The sequence below is a fragment of the Parabacteroides timonensis genome, assembly GCF_900128505.1.
Classification (GTDB): domain Bacteria; phylum Bacteroidota; class Bacteroidia; order Bacteroidales; family Tannerellaceae; genus Parabacteroides; species Parabacteroides timonensis.
Genome location: NZ_LT669941.1, coordinates 1,619,422 through 1,637,022 on the forward strand (window position 1 = coordinate 1,619,422; position 17,601 = coordinate 1,637,022).

Consider the following 17,601-nt stretch of genomic DNA (forward strand, 5'->3'; position numbering starts at 1 on the left):
GTCTGGAAAATCATAATTAAATAAATTCACTTACTGAAGATACGATGCTACCGTCGAACAGGTTGACAATGCGATGGGCGAAGCTGGCATCGTGTTTGGAGTGAGTTACCATAATAATGGTCGTTCCCTCTTTATTCAGTTCTGTCAACAACTGCATTACTTCAGCACCGTTCTTTGAATCCAGGTTACCTGTCGGCTCATCGGCAAGGATGATCTTCGGATTGGAAACTACGGCACGGGCTATCGCCACACGCTGTTGCTGACCTCCGGAGAGCTGCTGGGGAAAGTGGGCGGCACGATGGCTGATGTTCATACGTTTCAGGATATCGTTCACCATCTGTTTACGTTCGGATGCTTTCACTTTCAGATACGTCAAAGGCAGCTCTACATTTTCATATACATTTAGTTCATCGATCAGGTTAAAGCTCTGGAATACGAAACCGATATTACCTTTGCGAACCTGTGTACGTTCTTTTTCTTTCAGGTGCCCTACTTCCTTATCGATCAGGTAATAATCTCCTGAAGTCGGGTTATCCAGCAACCCCAAAATATTCAGTAAAGTAGATTTACCGCAACCGGAAGGTCCCATAATAGCAACGAATTCACCATCCTTTACCTCCATCGATATATTATTCAATGCAATTGTTTCTACCTCTTCAGTACGGAAATGCTTACTTAATCCTTCAATTTTAATCATGGCTATTTATTATTAAATTATACAATTCTATTTGAGTTGACTCTTATGCCTATATAAGATCAAATAGTGTGCCAAAAGTGATAATTAATTAATAGACAAACAACTAGAACAAAAGTTATTTTATCGATGTGTCAAAATATTAGACAGTAGTGTAAATTTATTAGACAGTAGCTTTTTGAGACGCAAGTACCCGACCTTCACAGGCCGGATACTTTCCAATATAGTACATTTTAATTACTTGGTGTTATGGACACCGATTTCATGTCTGTATCAAACTCGTAATTAATGCTTGAGCCTAAATCAAAGTCGAAATCAAAATTCCCACCCTTTTTAGGGTCATAGTCAAAACGTTCGATCTTACTGACTGTCACCTTACCGGATTTCGAAACAGATAACGAATAAGAAATATCCGTTTTTCCGCTTCCGAAGCGGTAGAATGAAGGCAACAGTTTCCCACTCTTCTTGTCATCGATGATTTTATATGCAGCATTTTTGTCCTTTTCAAAGGCTGCCACAAACTCATCCAACAATTTCTGATCGTTTGAGAAAGTAACCGTTTTGATGATCTTCTCCGTCTTTTTCGTCTCCCGGTTCTTGTTATAGATCACGTTCATATCGATCGTATCCATGTTCTCGCACTTTTTCATAAGAGCATTCAGGGTTTCCTGTGCCTTCAAACCTTCCGTCATACATCCTGCTAAAAAGATTACACACAATAAAATAATTTTCTTTGCTTTCATACTGTTTTATCTGTTGATGATTAATATTGTTTATTCATTATATATGATCCACTTCATTTCCTGCCGGAAATACTTGTTCGGATTCTCTTTCAGGATTTTCCGGTAAGGATTAGTTGCATTCACTTCCCTTTCATGGAGGAACTTTTCTTTTTGGTTCACCTGATAGTCAACTTGTTCGGCCTGTTCCTGATGAAGTTTTGCTTCGCGGAGCGTATATTCCAGTTCCGGTAATATTTTATCCATGTCAGTAATGCGGACACCGTTACGAACAATGTAACTCCCTTCGTAAGGATTGAATGGGTCCAGACGGTTATTTCCCCGGAAATAAGCCAGAAAGGCCAACAAAGAAGCGGCTACACAAGCGGCCGTCCACAACCATTTTTTCGCAAGAGGCTTCCGCGAGAAATGTCCGCTCCCTGTAACCGGTTTATTTAACTCATTTTTGATCCCTGTCTCAAAATAACCGAATACAGCCTGGTAAGATCGAAGTGCTTCCGGTACATCGGGACCGGCGAAGAAGGAATATAGTTCCTGTTCTTCTGCATTGGAGGTTTGCCCGTCAAAGAAACGCTCCAGCAAATATTCTATATGTTCTTGTTTTTCTGTTTGCATAACTGTCACATCTTAAAAAATAATTCTTTAACTCGTCTTCTGGCACGTGAAAGGTTCATTCGTACCGCATCAGGCGTGCTCCCGGTGAGGGCGGCTATTTCTTCTACTTCGCATCCGTCTACATGTTTCATACGGAGAATTATCTGCTGAAGCCCGGGTAGCCGGTCGATAATACGCATCACCTGGCTCACGTTGTCTTTTTGTTCCAGCTCAGTATAAGGAGTTACTCCGTCGCTGATAAATTCCGACTCGTTCAGTGTCTCTTTCTGCCGGAGTTGAAATGACTTCAAGCGGTTCAGACACAAATGCTTTGTTGTCTGCATGGCCAGGGCCTCAACGCTGTTATAGCGATCCAACTCTTCACGGATATACCAGAGCTTCAGGAAAACTTCCTGTATGACGTCTTCCACATCTTCCGGATCATCCAACAGACGATAGGCACAGCAGGTCAGCTTCTTCCGTAACGGTACCACTTCTATTTTAAACTGTTCTTGTTCCATTCTACTATAAAGACAACTGAAAAAAAGGAATATAACATGACTTAATCGAAAAAATGCAATTTAAATAAAAAAAGCATCCTAACCTCACAGGAGGGGGATGCTTTCTGTTTTACAAAAGATATAAATATAGAGCTATTCGGCTTTCAAACTATCCACCGGATTTTCATTTGCCACATTCCATGCACGCACTAATACACAGCCTACAATAATCACATAGACAAACAACGCCGCACCGATAAAAATAAAGAAACTGAGGTGAATGCGTTCGGCAAATTTTTCCAGCCAACCCGATGCACTGATATAAGCAACAGCTACACCGATAGCAAGAGCCGGAATGGCGATATAGGAAATATCGCGCGAGATCATGCGAAGGATGCTGAGGGCTGTCGCACCATTTACCTTACGGATCGCTATTTCACGTCCACGACGGTTGGTTTCATCGGCTGTATATCCCAACAATCCGATAAGGGCGATAATCAGGGTAACGATACCGCTGATAAAAATGGAGTCACGGAAATCACGGTCATCCTGATATTGACGGGCTAAATTCATCTTATAAACAGAAGCTTCAACCACTTTGTCAGGCATTGTTTCTGTGAGAATATCGTTGACTTTAGCCAGATTATCCGACGACATTTCATTCATCTTTATCAGGATATTTTCAGGAGTAGTAAGACCCGACTTACCTTCGTAGAAGAAGACCGAAGCCCGGGTATCGGGGCCCTTAAGGGAACCTATACGGAAATCTTCAAAAACACCGCAGATAGTGAATACCTGATTATCTCCGCTATGCTCGGAAATCATAACACCTTTACCAAGCGCACTACCTGTCCAACCGACTGTCTTCTCCATCAAGTCGACAAATTTACGACTGACCATTATTTTATCCGCATTAGCCTCACCCGGACGGAAAGCTTGACCTTCGACAACGGGTATCTCCATCAACTCGAAATAATTATCGCCGACACTATACATATCAGCTATATTGAACAAATCGCGATCATCTCCCGGTATGCGTACATTATTACCAGAGGGGTAACCGAAAGGTAACTCATAACAACTCGACACCATAGCCACCTGAGGCAGACGGCGTAGTTCATCCATAGCACGTTCACGTTCCTGATTGCTCACACCACGAGTGTTACAAAAAATCAGGTTCTCGTAAGCATATCCGGGATCACTTGAAATCATTGAATTATATTGACGGCTGATCGTAATCAACAAAGCCACCAGATAAGCCGTAGCCACGAATTGCACGAAAAGCAGACACAGTTTCCAGTAACGTTTCGACTCTTTTACACTGCGAAAAGCCGAAGCTACGGGAATACGCAGGAAAAGCCAGGTCGGTACAAGACAAGTCACTCCGAATACCAATACACAAATACCCAGCAGGATCATCAATGTAGGTGCCGTGAACAAAGCCGACAAAGAAGCCGACAGCAATTCTTCAACTTTCCCTTTGAAAAGAATAATCAGGAAAGCGCCCAGCAACAAAGCCAGCAACAAATGTAACAGTGATTCGGAAAGGATCATCCCGAGTATATTTTTACCGGATGCGCCATAGCATTTATGCACGGCAACCTCTTTGGTACGTCCTATCAGGGTAGAGATAACCACCAGGATATAGTTTAATACAGCTATGACAATAAGTATTACAGCGAGCAAAAGCAACATGTTGTTCATGTCTTTCACATCTTTGTTATTATTATGGATATCCTGTAACGGAGAGACAGTATAGAACAGGTCGACACCTGCTTTCTTCAAAGCTTCCATATCCTGGTTACGTTCCTGCATACGGCGAAGGGCCGGTGCTATCGATTCCGGATCGGTACCCGGAACCAGTTTCACATAAGCAATATAACGGTCGTTACCCAACCAGTTGGTGGTACTCCATTCGGGCATACCAGCCAATGAACCCAGGGCATCGTAATGCAAATGGCTATTTTCAGGAATATCTTCAAACACGCCACCGATAGTCTGCGGGGCATTACGGTTGGCATCACGCACAAAGGTTTTACCAACGACATTGCCTACGCCCCCCATCTTTTCCGCCAGCGAGCGGGAGATCATAACATAGCCGGGGCGGGCCAGGACATCTTTCGGGTTACCTATTAATATCGGACGAGGAAAAATATCGAAAAAGCTGGTATCGGCCAGCAGGATGGTGGCGGTGTAATATTGCTTTTCGGGCGTCATAATCAGTTCGCCGGTTGCACCGATACGGGTGTAGCGGGTAGCATGTTCCACCTCTGGGATCTCGGCTTTCATGCCCGGAGCGATAGCACCGCTCACCTGCCCCCAGGTATCTTTCTTCCCGTCTTTGTTCAAACCGGACTTAACCAGGAAGATACGTTCGTTGTCAGGGTAAAAATTATCGTACGAACGCTCGAAACATACCTTTGCTATCAGTACCAAACCCATTGCCAGACCGACAGCCAAGGCTAAAATTTTGATTCCATTGTTCCTCCCTTTCTTAAAGAGCGAACGGAGTGCCATCTGAAAATTCTTCATATCTATTCTATCTGTTTTTATTCTGATTTCAAACTTTCCACCGGGTTGGATACAGCGACCATCCATGTTCGATATACAACCGTTGTCAGGATAAGGAAGAGAACCACCATTACGCCTATCGACAGCAATCCGACATTGAGCGATATCTTTTCTGCAAATTGCTGCAACCATTTTTCACCGGCAAAATAAGATGTTCCGGCACCCAGCAAAAGAGCCGGAAGGGCCATCCAGGCCACATCGGATGCGATCAGAACAAGAATATTCTTTTCTGTCGCACCATTGATCTTACGAACAGCTATTTCTTTTCCGCGCCGGTTGGTTTCATCATTGATATATCCGATCAGCCCGATCAGCGTAATGATAAGGGTAACGATACCGCCCAGCATAACCGCATTACGGAACAGACGCGAAGAGTTATACATATTGGTCATGCTCACATTGTATGACGACACAGGTATTTCCTTGTCCGGCAATATGGCTTTGATGGTTTCGTCGAGCTGCGTCATATTCTCCTGTGTCATTTTATTCAGTTTGATGACCAGCGTATTGTTCGGACGGCTGCTATAAAATAATGCCGAAGGCCCCATCAGTTCGCTACCGATAGCCCCGATACGGATATCTTCGTACACACCAGCCACCTCAAAATCATTGGGCGTGCCATGGCCGCTCACATATATCTTCTTTCCTACCACACCATCTTTCCAGTCGAGAGCCAATGCCAGTTTGTCGGCCATCATCCGGCTGACCATCACCACGCGGGAAGAGTCGGAATAGGAATTATCGAATGCTTTTCCCTGAATAACGGACATCTCCATCAGAGAGATATAATTGGCATTCGCCCCGTAAAGGTCGCTGAAATGAAGCACGCTCTCATTTGTACCCGGACGAAAAACCATATCTCCCGATCCGCTGAAAGCCGGCAAGCTGCTGCAGGTAGATACGTCCTCCACCTCCGGGAGTTTTTTAAGCTCGTCTATCAGGGCCCGGCGACTCGAACCCGGTACACCTTCCAGCCAGCAATAAGCCAGCCGGTCGTACTTATATCCCGGATTATCGTTCACCATCTTATTATACTGCAAGCCGATCACCACCAGCAGGCATACCAGGAAACCGACAGCCATGAACTGGATAAACAACAGCGCTTTCTTCCATGAACGGCGTGATTCCTTATAAGATCGGAACACGGACGCCACCGGTATCTTCGAAAACAACTGCGAAGGCAACAATCCTGCCACTAGGAAAACGATTACGCAAACGGCCACCAGCATCAGGACGGTGTCGACCGTAAACAGCGACAGCAGCGATGCACTCAGCAATTCTTCCACCATCTCGCGCAGAGCCAGTATCAAGAGGGCGGATATTCCTAATGAAACAAACAGGTTGAGGAAAGTTTCAGAAAAGATCATATCCGAGATATTCCATCCCGACGCTCCGTAACATTTATGTACGGCAATATCTTTCGAGCGGGTCACCAGCGACGAGATCACCAGTAATACATAATTCATAAGGGCAGCAAAAAGGATTGCAAACGCGATGGCAACCAGCATGACGGCCATCCGCTTCGTAGCCGGCGATTTGGCATAAAGCTCCTCGAGCGGACGGAGCATCAGGCTGTAATCGATTCCCTGCTCTTTCAACTGCGCGGAGTCGACATGACGGTCGAGCATTTCGGCCATGGGCTGCAACAGATCCGCGGCATGAATACCGGATTGCAGGCGGACATAGGCGTTATAACTATCGCCGCCAAACCATTGATCGAGGTTCGACCATCCCATAACCTTTTCGAAAGAAGCCAGCGAAACCAGTATATTATATTTCAGATGGGTATTGTCCGGCACTTCTTCAAACACTCCGCCGATCGTAAAGAGATGTCCCGGAAAAGAGGCTATTTCGAATGTCTGACCTACAACATCTTTTCCTCCGCCTATCTTTGCGGCTATCTTTTCGGACACAAGGGCATATAAAGGACGCGAAAGGGTTTCCTTTGCATTACCGGCCAGCACCTTACGGGGAAGGACATCGAAGAAGTACTCGTCTGCCATCACAAAATTGCCGGTGTACTTCGCCTTGTCGGATGTAGTAAAAATATACTCTCCTATTACATTGGCACAGGTAGCCGACTCCACACCCGGTATCTCGGCTTTCATACCCGGCGCAATACCACCACTTACATGCGGATACCCTTCTATCTTCTTCTCTCCCAGGGATACATTTTCCTGTATGGCATAAACACGCTCCGATCCGGGATAAAAATTATCATAAGACAGTTCGAAACATACTTTGGCTATCAAAACCAATCCCATGGCCAGTCCTACACCTAATGAGACTATTTTAATCCCATTATGTCTTCCTTTCTTAAAAAGGGAACGAAAAGCTACGTGTACATTGTTCATTGTGGTTGATTTATTCAGTTATTATCAAATAATTCTATTCCGATTTCAGGCTCATCACCGGGTTGGCATTCGCCACCAGCCAGGTACGGTAAATCACCGTGGCGAGGATAACCAGCAATACAGCTACGGAACCGGCGACGAACAGGCCCGCATTCATCGGGATCTTCTCCGAAAATTGCTGCAACCACTTTTCACCGGCGAACCATGAGGCGCCTGCACCGATCAGAATAGCCGGCAATGCCATCCATACGACGTCCGACGATATCAGACGGAGTATATCACGCTCGGTGGCCCCGTTGATTTTGCGTACGGCGATTTCTTTCCCTCGACGGTTCGTCTCGTCGTTGATGTAACCGATCAGGCCGATCAGGGCAATGATCAGGGTGATCAGGCCGCCGGCCATCACCGAGTCGCGGAAAATGCGCGAAGTATCGTAGAGCTTCGTGAGGCTGAAACGGTAATCAACAAGGTTGATGTCGCGGTCGGGCAGAAATTCTTTTATTACATTATTTATATGGGCCAGATTCTGCGCATCCCTTTGATGGAATTTAATGACAAGGGTTTGCTCGGCTCTCTTACTGAAAAAGATGGCGGAGTTGAGCATACCTTCGTGATCGATCTGACCGATGCGTACATCGTCGTAAACGCCGACTACGGTGAAGGGATCTTCCGTACCGTGACCGCCGATATCCAGCTTCTTGCCTACCACGCCGTCTTTCCATTCGAAGGCGTTGGCCAGTTCTGTGGCCATCTGGCGGCTCAGCATGACGAGTTGCATGGAGTCGGAGAAAGATTCGTCGAAGGCCTCTCCCTCTATTACCTTCATCTCCAACAGTGGGACGAAGTTGGCATTGGTTCCGTAAAGATCCTGGAAATGTGCCACGGCATCCTCCGTGCCGGGACGGTAGACGATATCGCCCGAACCGGCAAAGGCCGGCAATTCATAGCAGGTCGTAACATCTTCCACTTCGGGCTGCTTGCGGATTTCATCCATCAGCGCCTTGCGGGAGGATTGGGAAACGCCTTCCAGGTTGCAGAAAGCCAACCGCTCGTATGAGTATCCGGGATTCTCATTCACCATGAAACTATACTGCCAGCCAATAACGATCAACAAGCATACAAGGAAACCTACCGCAACAAACTGGATGAACAATAAGGCTTTCTTCCACGTCCGCCGGGAGTTGGTGTACGAACGGAATACCAACGCCACAGGAATCCTGGCGAACAGTTGCGAAGGCAACAGGCCGGCAACCAGAAACACCAATACGCAGACGCCGAACAGGATCATCAGTGTGTCGGGCGTGAAAAGCGACGCCAGTGAAGTGCCCAACAGTTCTTCCACGATCCGGCGGAAACCGAACACGAGGAGTGTGGAAAGGACAACGGATATCAACAGATTGAGAAATGTCTCCGAGAAGATCATGTCGGTGATGTTCCAGCCTGTCGCACCGTAACATTTATGGATTGCCACATCCTTCGAGCGGGTCACCATCGAAGAGATGACCAGCAGCACATAGTTCATCAGGGCGGCAAAAAGAGTGGCGAAAGCGATGGCGGTCAGCATCACGGCCATACGCTTGGTGGCCGGTGAGCTTGCGTAGAGCTCGCCTAAGGGGCGCAGGAAGATACTGTACGTGATGCCCTGCTCCTTTAGTTTCTCCGAATCGACATGACGGTCGAGCATTTCGGCCATAGGTTGCAGCATATCTCTTGACTTCAGACCGGGTTGCAGGAGAACGTAAGCGTTGTAGCTGTCGCCGCCCAACCATTGATCTTCCTTCGTCCATCCGGCGATGGCTTTGAAGGAAGAAAGGGAAACAAGCACATCGTAATAAAGATGCGTATTCTTCGGAACATCCTTAAACACGCCACCGACGGTGATCTGAACGCCAGGGAATGTTTCCACTTCAAAAGTCTTGCCGATCACGTCTGCTCCGTCGGGAGCGATCTTGTCGGCCAGTTCTTTCGAAACAAGGGCATAAAGGGGGCGTGAAAGTGTCTCCCTGGCATCACCGCCTAGCATTTCGCGGGGTAGTACATCGTAAAAGCAGGAGTCGGCCATCAGGAAAGTAGCCGTATACTTCTTCTTGTCGGGCGTTTTCATTACCAACTCCCCCATTTTATCACAACGGGTAGCCGCTTCCACACCGGGGATCTCGGCTTTCATACCGGGGGCTATACCACCGCTGACGTGGGGGTAGCCGTCATGGCTCTTCCCCCCTATGCCAAAGTTCTCCTGGATAGCAAAAATGCGGTCGGACTCGGGGTAGAAGTTATCATACGACAACTCGAAGCAAACCTTTGCTATCAAAACCAATCCCATAGCGAGTCCGACGCCCAGCGACAGGATCTTAATATCATTATGTCTGCCCTTCTTAAAAAGGCCCCGGATTGCTATGCGGATGTTCTTCATTATAATGGGTTTATTTAATTCAGTTATTCCAATATCAGGACTTCGTTATCCTTATAGCTTTCATAGCTCGATACGATAACCTTTTCTCCTGCTTCCAAACCTTCTGTTACTTCGTAGAACTGCGGGTTCTGACGGCCGATCTTGATCTTGCGACGATAAGCTTTCTTTCCATCTTTGTCGAGTACGAAAATCCAGCTACCACCGGTGCTCTGGAAGAACGTTCCACGCGGAATGATGATACTTTCGGTCGGTTGTCCTAGGTACAGACTGATATAATAAGTCTGTCCGCTACGGATATTATCAGGACGTTCGCCAGTAAAAACAAAGTCTGTACGGAATTTACCGTCGCGTACCTCCGGATAAACCTTACGTACGGCCAGGTCGAAGCTTGTACCCTGACGATCGAATGCAGCATTCAATCCCGGTTTAACACGGTCGATGTAATGTTCGTCGATCATTGCTTCGATCTTATAATCGGAAAGGTCGTTGATCTGGCCGATCTTCAAACCAGCAGATACGTTCTGTCCTAATACGACATCCAGCAAACCGAGTTCACCGTCGATCTGTGAACGTACATTCAGGTGCTCCTTACGTTCGTGTACCAATTGGATATTACGACGCATATTAGCCAAACTGGTTTCCATCTCTTCCATCTGGATCGTACGGGAGATCGAATCCTGGCGAAGGCGTTCCACAACCAGACCATATTTCTTGGTAGACAGTTCGTAGTCTTCTTTAGCTTTAAGATAATCTTCTTTGGCAATCAGGCTTTCTTCATACAATTTCTGTTGTTGATGATAAGCACGACGGGCACGGTTCATATCTACATCCAGCTGAGCTTTTTCCAGTTGGTTGCTTAACTTATCCTGTTCCATGGCAACCTGGGTATTACGAAGGAAGTTCTGTTTTTCAGCCAACTGTGCTTCTGCATCCAGGATCTGAAGATCGAGGCCTGAATTGGAAAGACGGACAATAACATCTCCTTTCTTTACCTGGGCTCCTTCTTCCACTACTTTCTCCTGCACGATACCCCCTTCTTCCGGGCTCAGCTGCACGACTGTGATCGGTTGTACCTGTCCGTCTACACGGACGAAATCATTGAACTGTTCGCGGGTTACATTACCGATACTGATACCGCGGGCATCTACTTTCAGTGTCGATGCATGATCGCCGAAAATGATCCAGCCGACCAATACAAGGAATAAAACGCCACCTGCCACATAAGGTAAATGTTTCTTCTGAATGCCTCTTTTCTTTTCTAATTGAATATCCATGGTTGTATGTTTTTTTATTTCTTATTATCTGTTCTATCTTTTCTGTCTGATTCTTAGTTTACGCCTTCAATCAAAGGTTTACCTTTATAATAGTCAACCAGTTTGCATTTCATCAGATACATCAGTTTCCGTTGCAACAGGTCTGCTTTCGACAAGAGTAGTGTATTGGCACTGGTTTGCAAATCGATCGGACTCATCAGACCTTCCTCGAACTTACGGTAGGTAACCTGGTATGCGATTTCGTCAGCTTCCGCTTTCTTTTGCATCTGGATTGTTTCTTTGGCATACCCTTCGCGGTCGAGAACAGCCTGTTCGATGGCTGTCTGCAACTGGCGAAGCACTTCGGTTTGTTGTTCCTGGGCGATACGGACACTATTACGTGCTTTACGCACATTGGTCAAACGGCTCAAACCGTCAAAAAGCGGGAAACTCAGGTTAAAAGAGATATATTCACCACGGTTGTTCTTGAACTGACTACCAAATGAAGGAGACGGTTCGTAGCCCTCAGCAGTTTTGTCTACTTTTAAATCTTCAAAGTAATTCGTAGAAATACCTGCACTGAAAGAGATACTAGGCAGCAGTCGGCCTTTAGCCATCAGATATTGCATCTTATACGATTTCAATTGCAGTTTGGCCTGTAAGGCAACCGGATTATTATCGGATGCATAACCGTAAATCTCGTCTATAGACTCCATCATGGTTGCATACGATTTATCGAGCAGCAGAGTATCGACATCCAACTCCATATCCGAAGGGAAATTCATATTTTGTTTTAAAGTCAATAAAGCTGTATTAAGCAAGTTCTGTTGATGAGTCAAATTATAATCGTTTGCCGCCACCTGAGCTTCGATCTGTGCCACATCTGCTTTTCCTTTCAGCCCCAGCTCTTCTTGGCGACGGGTTTTATACAGGATCCGGCTGTTCTCTTCCAATTGTTCAGCAGCCAATTTTACTGTCCCTTGATAATATACCACATCCATAAAAGCAATCATCGTATTGATTGCCAAATCATCCTTTTCTTTTTGGATATCGTTCATTCCCAACTGACGATTTGTTTTTGCCATTCGCCACTGGTTTACCAACTGTCCACCATTAAAGATAGGAATAGAAACATCTACTCCATATCCATTATTAAAGGTAGAAGTATTATTATAAGCATTTGTCTTGGGGTCGATAGAACGTCCAAAACCATACTTTGCTCCTACACTTGCACTCATAGACGGGAAAAATGAAGCTACTGCCGAATTTAATTCAGCCTTATAAGAGTCGCTTGTATAAGCTTGCTTTTTTACCTTAGGACTGTTTTCTACGGCGTAATGCATACATTCATCCATTGTCCAGAGTTTTTCCTGGGCCACGGCAACTGTTGCCAGGCTAAACGAAAGAACCGATGTCAATATTATCTGTTTCATCTTTGTGTTATTTTCTGCCTATAGAAGGGCAAAGAACGTGCCAAACTATATAATACTTTATTTATCAACAAATTGACAAATCTGCCAATTCTATGAAGTGTAAAAAAATTAGACAGTGGTGTATAAATATTAGACAAACGATAATTATCCGTTTGACCCTCCTATTTTATCTGTCTAAATATTAGACACAGGTTAGGAAGTATAAAACCGAACCTGTATCTTTGCACTACTAAATACATTATTACGATGGCTAAACAAGGCACCATACTGGTTGTAGACGACAACAAAGGGATTCTGACCGCAGTACAGATGCTGTTAGGTACCTGTTTTGAAAAAGTGATAACGATTTCTACCCCCAACAAAATAAAGACTACATTACATAATGAAGATGTAGATGTGGTTTTGTTGGATATGAACTTCAGTGCAGGGATCAATACCGGAAACGAAGGGTTATTCTGGCTTTCCGAAATAAAAAAAGAAGAACCGTCGGTTCAGGTTGTCTTATTCACGGCCTACGCCGATATCGACCTGGCAGTAAGAGGAATAAAAGAAGGAGCAACCGATTTCGTTGTAAAACCCTGGAACAATGCCAAGTTACTGGAAACGTTGAAAACAGCTTACGACATACGGATGGCAAACCGCAAAGGCATCCCTCATGAGAATGATAAACAAGTCATTTCCAAAGAAAGCGGTATGTTCTGGGGAGAAAGTAACGCTATGCAACAACTCCGTAACCTGATAGAGAAAGTAGCCAAGACAGATGCCAATATTCTGATCACCGGTGAGAACGGTACGGGTAAAGAAATGTTGGCCAGGGAAATCCATATACTCTCGAACCGTAAAAAAGAAGCAATGGTTCCGGTAGATATGGGAGCTATTACCGAAACATTGTTTGAAAGCGAACTATTCGGCCACATGAAAGGAGCCTTTACCGATGCACGTGCCGACCGTCCCGGCAAATTTGAGGCGGCCAACAACGGAACACTGTTTCTGGATGAAATAGGAAACCTCTCCTACCACTTACAAGCCAAATTACTGACGGCCCTTCAGCGCAGAAGTATCGTCCGCGTAGGAAGCAACACCCCTATTCCGATTAATATCCGCCTGATCTGCGCTACGAACCGTGATCTACAGGAGATGGTACAGAAAGAACTGTTCCGAGAAGACCTTTTGTATCGTATCAATACAATCCATGTGGAAATACCATCCCTTCGTGAACGACCGGAAGACATTGTTCCTCTTACGGAAATATTCCTGGCTAAATACACAAATATATATGGTAAATCCTCCATGCGTCTCAGCGCCGATGCCAAAGAAAAGCTGAAACAACAGCCTTGGTTCGGTAATATCAGGGAACTGGAGCATACCATCGAAAAAGCGGTCATAATCAGTGAAGGCGACACACTTGAAAGTACCGACTTCGATTTTCCCCGTAAGAAGGATTCACCGATGAAAGAAGTTACTACCCTCGAAGAGATGGAATACAACATGATTAAAAATGCCATGGATAAGTACAATGGTAATCTTTCACTTGTTGCAAGTCAGTTGGGTATTTCTCGTCAGACATTATACAACAAAATAAAACGCTACGAATTATAATGTCTAACAGGCAATCATTCTTATGTTAAAAGGCATTTACCACAGTCTCACTTTCCGTCTGGGCTTGTTTGGAATACTAACCGCAGCCGGGACTTATACGGCAATCACCCATAAATGGGAATGGTTCATCCTTATCTTTATCGGCTGGTTGTATTCCATGCAGATGATGCGTAACCTATTCAAACGAAATGCCCAGAAGGTTGCCTTTATGTTCGATGCAATCGACAATAGTGATTATGCCTTCCAATATGCCACCCGCGGACGTTCATCGAACGACAAACTGGTAAGCGAATCGCTAAACCGTATCACTCAAATACTTTTCCAGGCAAAAGCGGATGCCGTACAAAAAGAAAAGTACTACGAGTTGATCATGAACTCCGTAAATACAGGTATTATAGTCCTGGATGATATAGGAAATATCTTTCAGACCAACAACGAGGCCTTGCGTTTACTCGGTCTTTCCGTATTCACCCATGTCAAACAACTGGCACGTATAGACGAAAAACTACAACAAACGATCACCGATATACGTCCGGGAGACAAGCACCAAATTTCATTTATCAATGAACGCGGAACTGTCAACCTGTCGATCCGTGTCTCCGAAATGACCTTACAGGATAAACATGTGCGCATCCTGGCAATCAACGACATCAACAGTGAACTGGACGACAAGGAAATCGACTCATGGATACGCCTGACTCGTGTATTGACACACGAAATCATGAATTCCGTTACCCCGATTACCTCCCTGAGCGACACGTTACTCTCTTTACATGAAGATGCCGATAGTGAAATACGTAATGGGTTGGAAGTGATCAGTACGACCGGTAAGACGCTGATATCATTCGTAGAGTCTTATCGCAAATTCACGCACATACCAACCCCGGAACCTTCGTTGTTCTATGTGCAGAAATTCGCAGAAAGAATGATAAATCTGGCACGCCATCACAACAATTATCCTAATATAACGATTAATATAAGTATAGAACCGGCCGACCTGATTGTTTATGCCGACGAAAACCTGATCACTCAGGTTGTTTTGAATCTGCTGAAAAACGGAATGCAGGCAATAGGCAGAGAACAGCCGGACGGACATATCGAACTGAAGGCTTATTGTAATCCGGATGAATCCGTAATCATCGAAGTCAGCAATAACGGTCCGGTTATCCCACCGGAAGAAGCTGAACATATATTTGTTCCGTTCTTTACTACCAAGGAAGGCGGAAGCGGTATCGGACTTTCTATCTCGCGGCAGATCATGCGGCTTTCAGGAGGTAGCATTGCTTTAAAGAGCAATCCGGCTATAAACCGAACGTCGTTCGTTCTGACATTCCCCTAAAGGAATTCGATGCAACGCTGCATCGACATCAAGTGTAACGTTGCACTTGACCTCAATACAAAATGATAACAAAAAGATAAGACTAAAAATGAAACTTCTAGACAAACTCAAAATCAATCACAAACCGCGCTCCGGCGGATTAGACTTACTGAAATACATTGGCCCCGGCCTACTGGTCACCGTCGGCTTCATCGATCCCGGAAACTGGGCGACCAACCTGGCAGCCGGTTCTGAATTCGGATATGCCCTGTTATGGGTAGTTACCTTTTCTTCCATTATGCTGATCATCATCCAGCACAACGTGGCCCACCTCGGAATCGTAACCGGACTGTGCCTGTCGGAAGCAACCAACAAATACCTGCCCCGTACACTCAGCCGCCCTATCCTCGGCTCTGCTATGTTGGCCAGTATATCCACTTCACTGGCGGAGATACTGGGTGGAGCTATCGCCCTGCGTATGTTGTTCAGTATGCCGATCAAGATCGGAGCAGTCATTATTACCCTGGCCTGCCTGATCATGTTGCTCAGCAACACATACAGTAAAATAGAACGTTGGATTATCATGTTCGTCTCCATCATCGGACTGTCGTTTCTTTATGAACTGGCATTGGTAGACGTTCATTGGGGAGAAGCCATACAAGGGTGGGTAAAGCCTTCGTTTCCACCGAATTCCATGTTGATCATCATGAGTGTACTCGGTGCCGTGGTTATGCCGCATAACCTCTTCCTGCACTCGGAGGTGATCCAGAGTCGTGAATGGAACCTCGAAGACGAGTCTGTGATCAAGAAACAATTGAAATACGAGTTTTACGATACACTTCTTTCGATGGTGATCGGCTGGGCTATCAACTCGGCTATGATCATCCTGGCCGCCGCCACTTTCTTCAAAGAGAAAGTAACGGTCGACGAACTCGACCAGGCACAACAGCTATTGGTTCCTCTCGTTGGAAGTAATGCCGGTGTTATCTTTGCAGCAGCCCTGTTACTGGCAGGCATCTCATCCACCATCACATCCGGTATTGCAGGAGCTTCCATCTTTGCCGGCTTTTACGGGGAAGCATATAATCACAAAGACTTACACTCCAAGTTAGGAGTTATCCTGTCGTTCGTTCCGGCATTGCTTATTATTTTTGTGATCGGCGACCCGTTCAAAGGATTGATCCTTTCACAGATGCTACTGAGCGTACAGTTACCAATCACAGTCTTTACACAGGTATATCTTACCTCGAGCAAGAAAGTGATGGGTGTATACGTCAATTCACGTTCGACCACCATCCTTCTCGTATTATTGGGAACGTTGGTTACGGTATTGAACATTGCCTTGTTGATCAGTTTGTTTTAACGAAATATTTATTTCTGACAACTTCAAAAACTCCCGGCAGAATGGAGATAAAGATGATAAGGACAATCAAAAGTTCCAGATTCTTCTGAACGATCTCCATTCCGCCGAAAAAATAACCGGCATACGAAAAGAGAACCACCCAGATCACCCCTCCTATCACATTGTATGAAGCAAAATGCCGGTAACTCATATGTCCCATACCGGCTACAAACGGAGCAAAAGTCCTTACAATAGGGACAAAACGTGCCAGAATAATTGTCTTACCTCCGTGCTTTTCATAAAATTTATGTGTCTTCTCCAGATAACTTTGTTTAAATATCTTTGAGTTAGGATTACTAAACATTCTCTCCCCGAACAGCCTGCCTATTATATAGTTAGAGGCATCTCCCAGTACTGCCGCAACGATCAAAACACCTACAATAAGATGCACATTCATCGGGTTACCCGGCAAAGCAGCTAAAGCTCCGGCCACAAATAACAATGAATCGCCAGGAAGAAAAGGAGTTACTACCAGTCCTGTTTCACAAAAAATGATCAGGAATAAAATGGCATATATCCAAATACCATAAGTCGATACAAGTGCTGCCAGATGAGCGTCGATGTGCAGTACAAAATCAACCAGAAGATTGAAGTATTCCATACGGATGTATTATAATCTGTTCGATAAAATTAAGCCACAAATATAGGAAAAAACTTGTATCGCTATGTAGCAAGTAAAGAAATCGCTACCTTTGCTCCGTTAAAAAGAAATAACATATTTATAACAGAT

Annotated in this window: 13 protein-coding genes; 3 read left to right on the forward strand and 10 right to left on the reverse strand. The window is 45.2% G+C overall.

The genetic code is table 11. The annotated features are described in order from the left end of the window. Positions 1 to 16 precede the first annotated feature (16 nt). The 9 genes from BQ7394_RS14130 to BQ7394_RS14170 all read right to left on the reverse strand — a co-directional run bounded on the left by BQ7394_RS14130 (position 17) and on the right by BQ7394_RS14170 (position 12,552). Positions 17 to 697 (reverse strand): ABC transporter ATP-binding protein, encoded by a 681-nt coding sequence (locus BQ7394_RS14130; protein ID WP_075558021.1) that lies wholly within the window; start codon positions 695 to 697, stop codon positions 17 to 19. Positions 698 to 927: 230 nt separating this feature from the next. Beyond that, the gene (locus BQ7394_RS14135; protein ID WP_075558022.1) at positions 928 to 1,437 is read right to left on the reverse strand and encodes a DUF5024 domain-containing protein; all 510 of its coding nucleotides are present in this window, start codon (positions 1,435 to 1,437) and stop codon (positions 928 to 930) included. Positions 1,438 to 1,467: 30 nt separating this feature from the next. After that, a complete protein-coding gene (locus BQ7394_RS14140) occupies positions 1,468 to 2,049 on the reverse strand; it encodes a hypothetical protein (protein WP_075558023.1) in 582 nt (193 codons plus the stop codon). 5 nt (positions 2,050 to 2,054) lie between these two features. Next, complete coding sequence (locus BQ7394_RS14145) at positions 2,055 to 2,549, reverse strand: RNA polymerase sigma factor (protein WP_075558024.1); 495 nt, start codon at positions 2,547 to 2,549, stop codon at positions 2,055 to 2,057. Between the two features lie 132 nt (positions 2,550 to 2,681). Beyond that, complete coding sequence (locus tag BQ7394_RS14150) at positions 2,682 to 5,060, reverse strand: ABC transporter permease (RefSeq protein ID WP_075558025.1); 2,379 nt, start codon at positions 5,058 to 5,060, stop codon at positions 2,682 to 2,684. Between the two features lie 17 nt (positions 5,061 to 5,077). Next, positions 5,078 to 7,453 carry an ABC transporter permease gene (locus BQ7394_RS14155; RefSeq protein WP_075558026.1) on the reverse strand — a complete coding sequence of 792 codons (2,376 nt, stop codon included), beginning with the start codon at positions 7,451 to 7,453 and terminating at the stop codon, positions 5,078 to 5,080. Between the two features lie 34 nt (positions 7,454 to 7,487). Further along, a complete protein-coding gene (locus BQ7394_RS14160) occupies positions 7,488 to 9,866 on the reverse strand; it encodes an FtsX-like permease family protein (protein WP_075558027.1) in 2,379 nt (792 codons plus the stop codon). 23 nt (positions 9,867 to 9,889) lie between these two features. Beyond that, on the reverse strand, positions 9,890 to 11,140 hold the full coding sequence (locus BQ7394_RS14165; protein WP_075558028.1) for an efflux RND transporter periplasmic adaptor subunit: 1,251 nt from the start codon (positions 11,138 to 11,140) through the stop codon (positions 9,890 to 9,892). Between the two features lie 53 nt (positions 11,141 to 11,193). Then, positions 11,194 to 12,552 carry a TolC family protein gene (locus tag BQ7394_RS14170; RefSeq protein WP_075558029.1) on the reverse strand — a complete coding sequence of 453 codons (1,359 nt, stop codon included), beginning with the start codon at positions 12,550 to 12,552 and terminating at the stop codon, positions 11,194 to 11,196. Positions 12,553 to 12,798: 246 nt separating this feature from the next. Between BQ7394_RS14170 and BQ7394_RS14175 the strand changes: the two genes are divergently transcribed. The 3 genes from BQ7394_RS14175 (at position 12,799) to BQ7394_RS14185 (ending at position 16,832) form a co-directional block, all read left to right on the forward strand. Next, positions 12,799 to 14,151 carry a sigma-54-dependent transcriptional regulator gene (locus BQ7394_RS14175; protein ID WP_075558030.1) on the forward strand — a complete coding sequence of 451 codons (1,353 nt, stop codon included), beginning with the start codon at positions 12,799 to 12,801 and terminating at the stop codon, positions 14,149 to 14,151. 22 nt (positions 14,152 to 14,173) lie between these two features. Continuing rightward, positions 14,174 to 15,490, forward strand: a complete 1,317-nt coding sequence (locus tag BQ7394_RS14180; protein ID WP_075558031.1) for a sensor histidine kinase — start codon at positions 14,174 to 14,176, stop codon at positions 15,488 to 15,490. A gap of 88 nt (positions 15,491 to 15,578) precedes the next feature. Then, a complete protein-coding gene (locus tag BQ7394_RS14185; protein ID WP_075558032.1) occupies positions 15,579 to 16,832 on the forward strand; it encodes an Nramp family divalent metal transporter in 1,254 nt (417 codons plus the stop codon). Here BQ7394_RS14185 and BQ7394_RS14190 read toward each other — a convergent pair. Beyond that, entirely contained in the window at positions 16,819 to 17,472 is a 654-nt protein-coding gene (locus BQ7394_RS14190) for a DedA family protein (protein ID WP_075558033.1), read from the reverse strand. The genes BQ7394_RS14185 and BQ7394_RS14190 overlap by 14 nt on opposite strands. Positions 17,473 to 17,601: the final 129 nt, after the last annotated feature.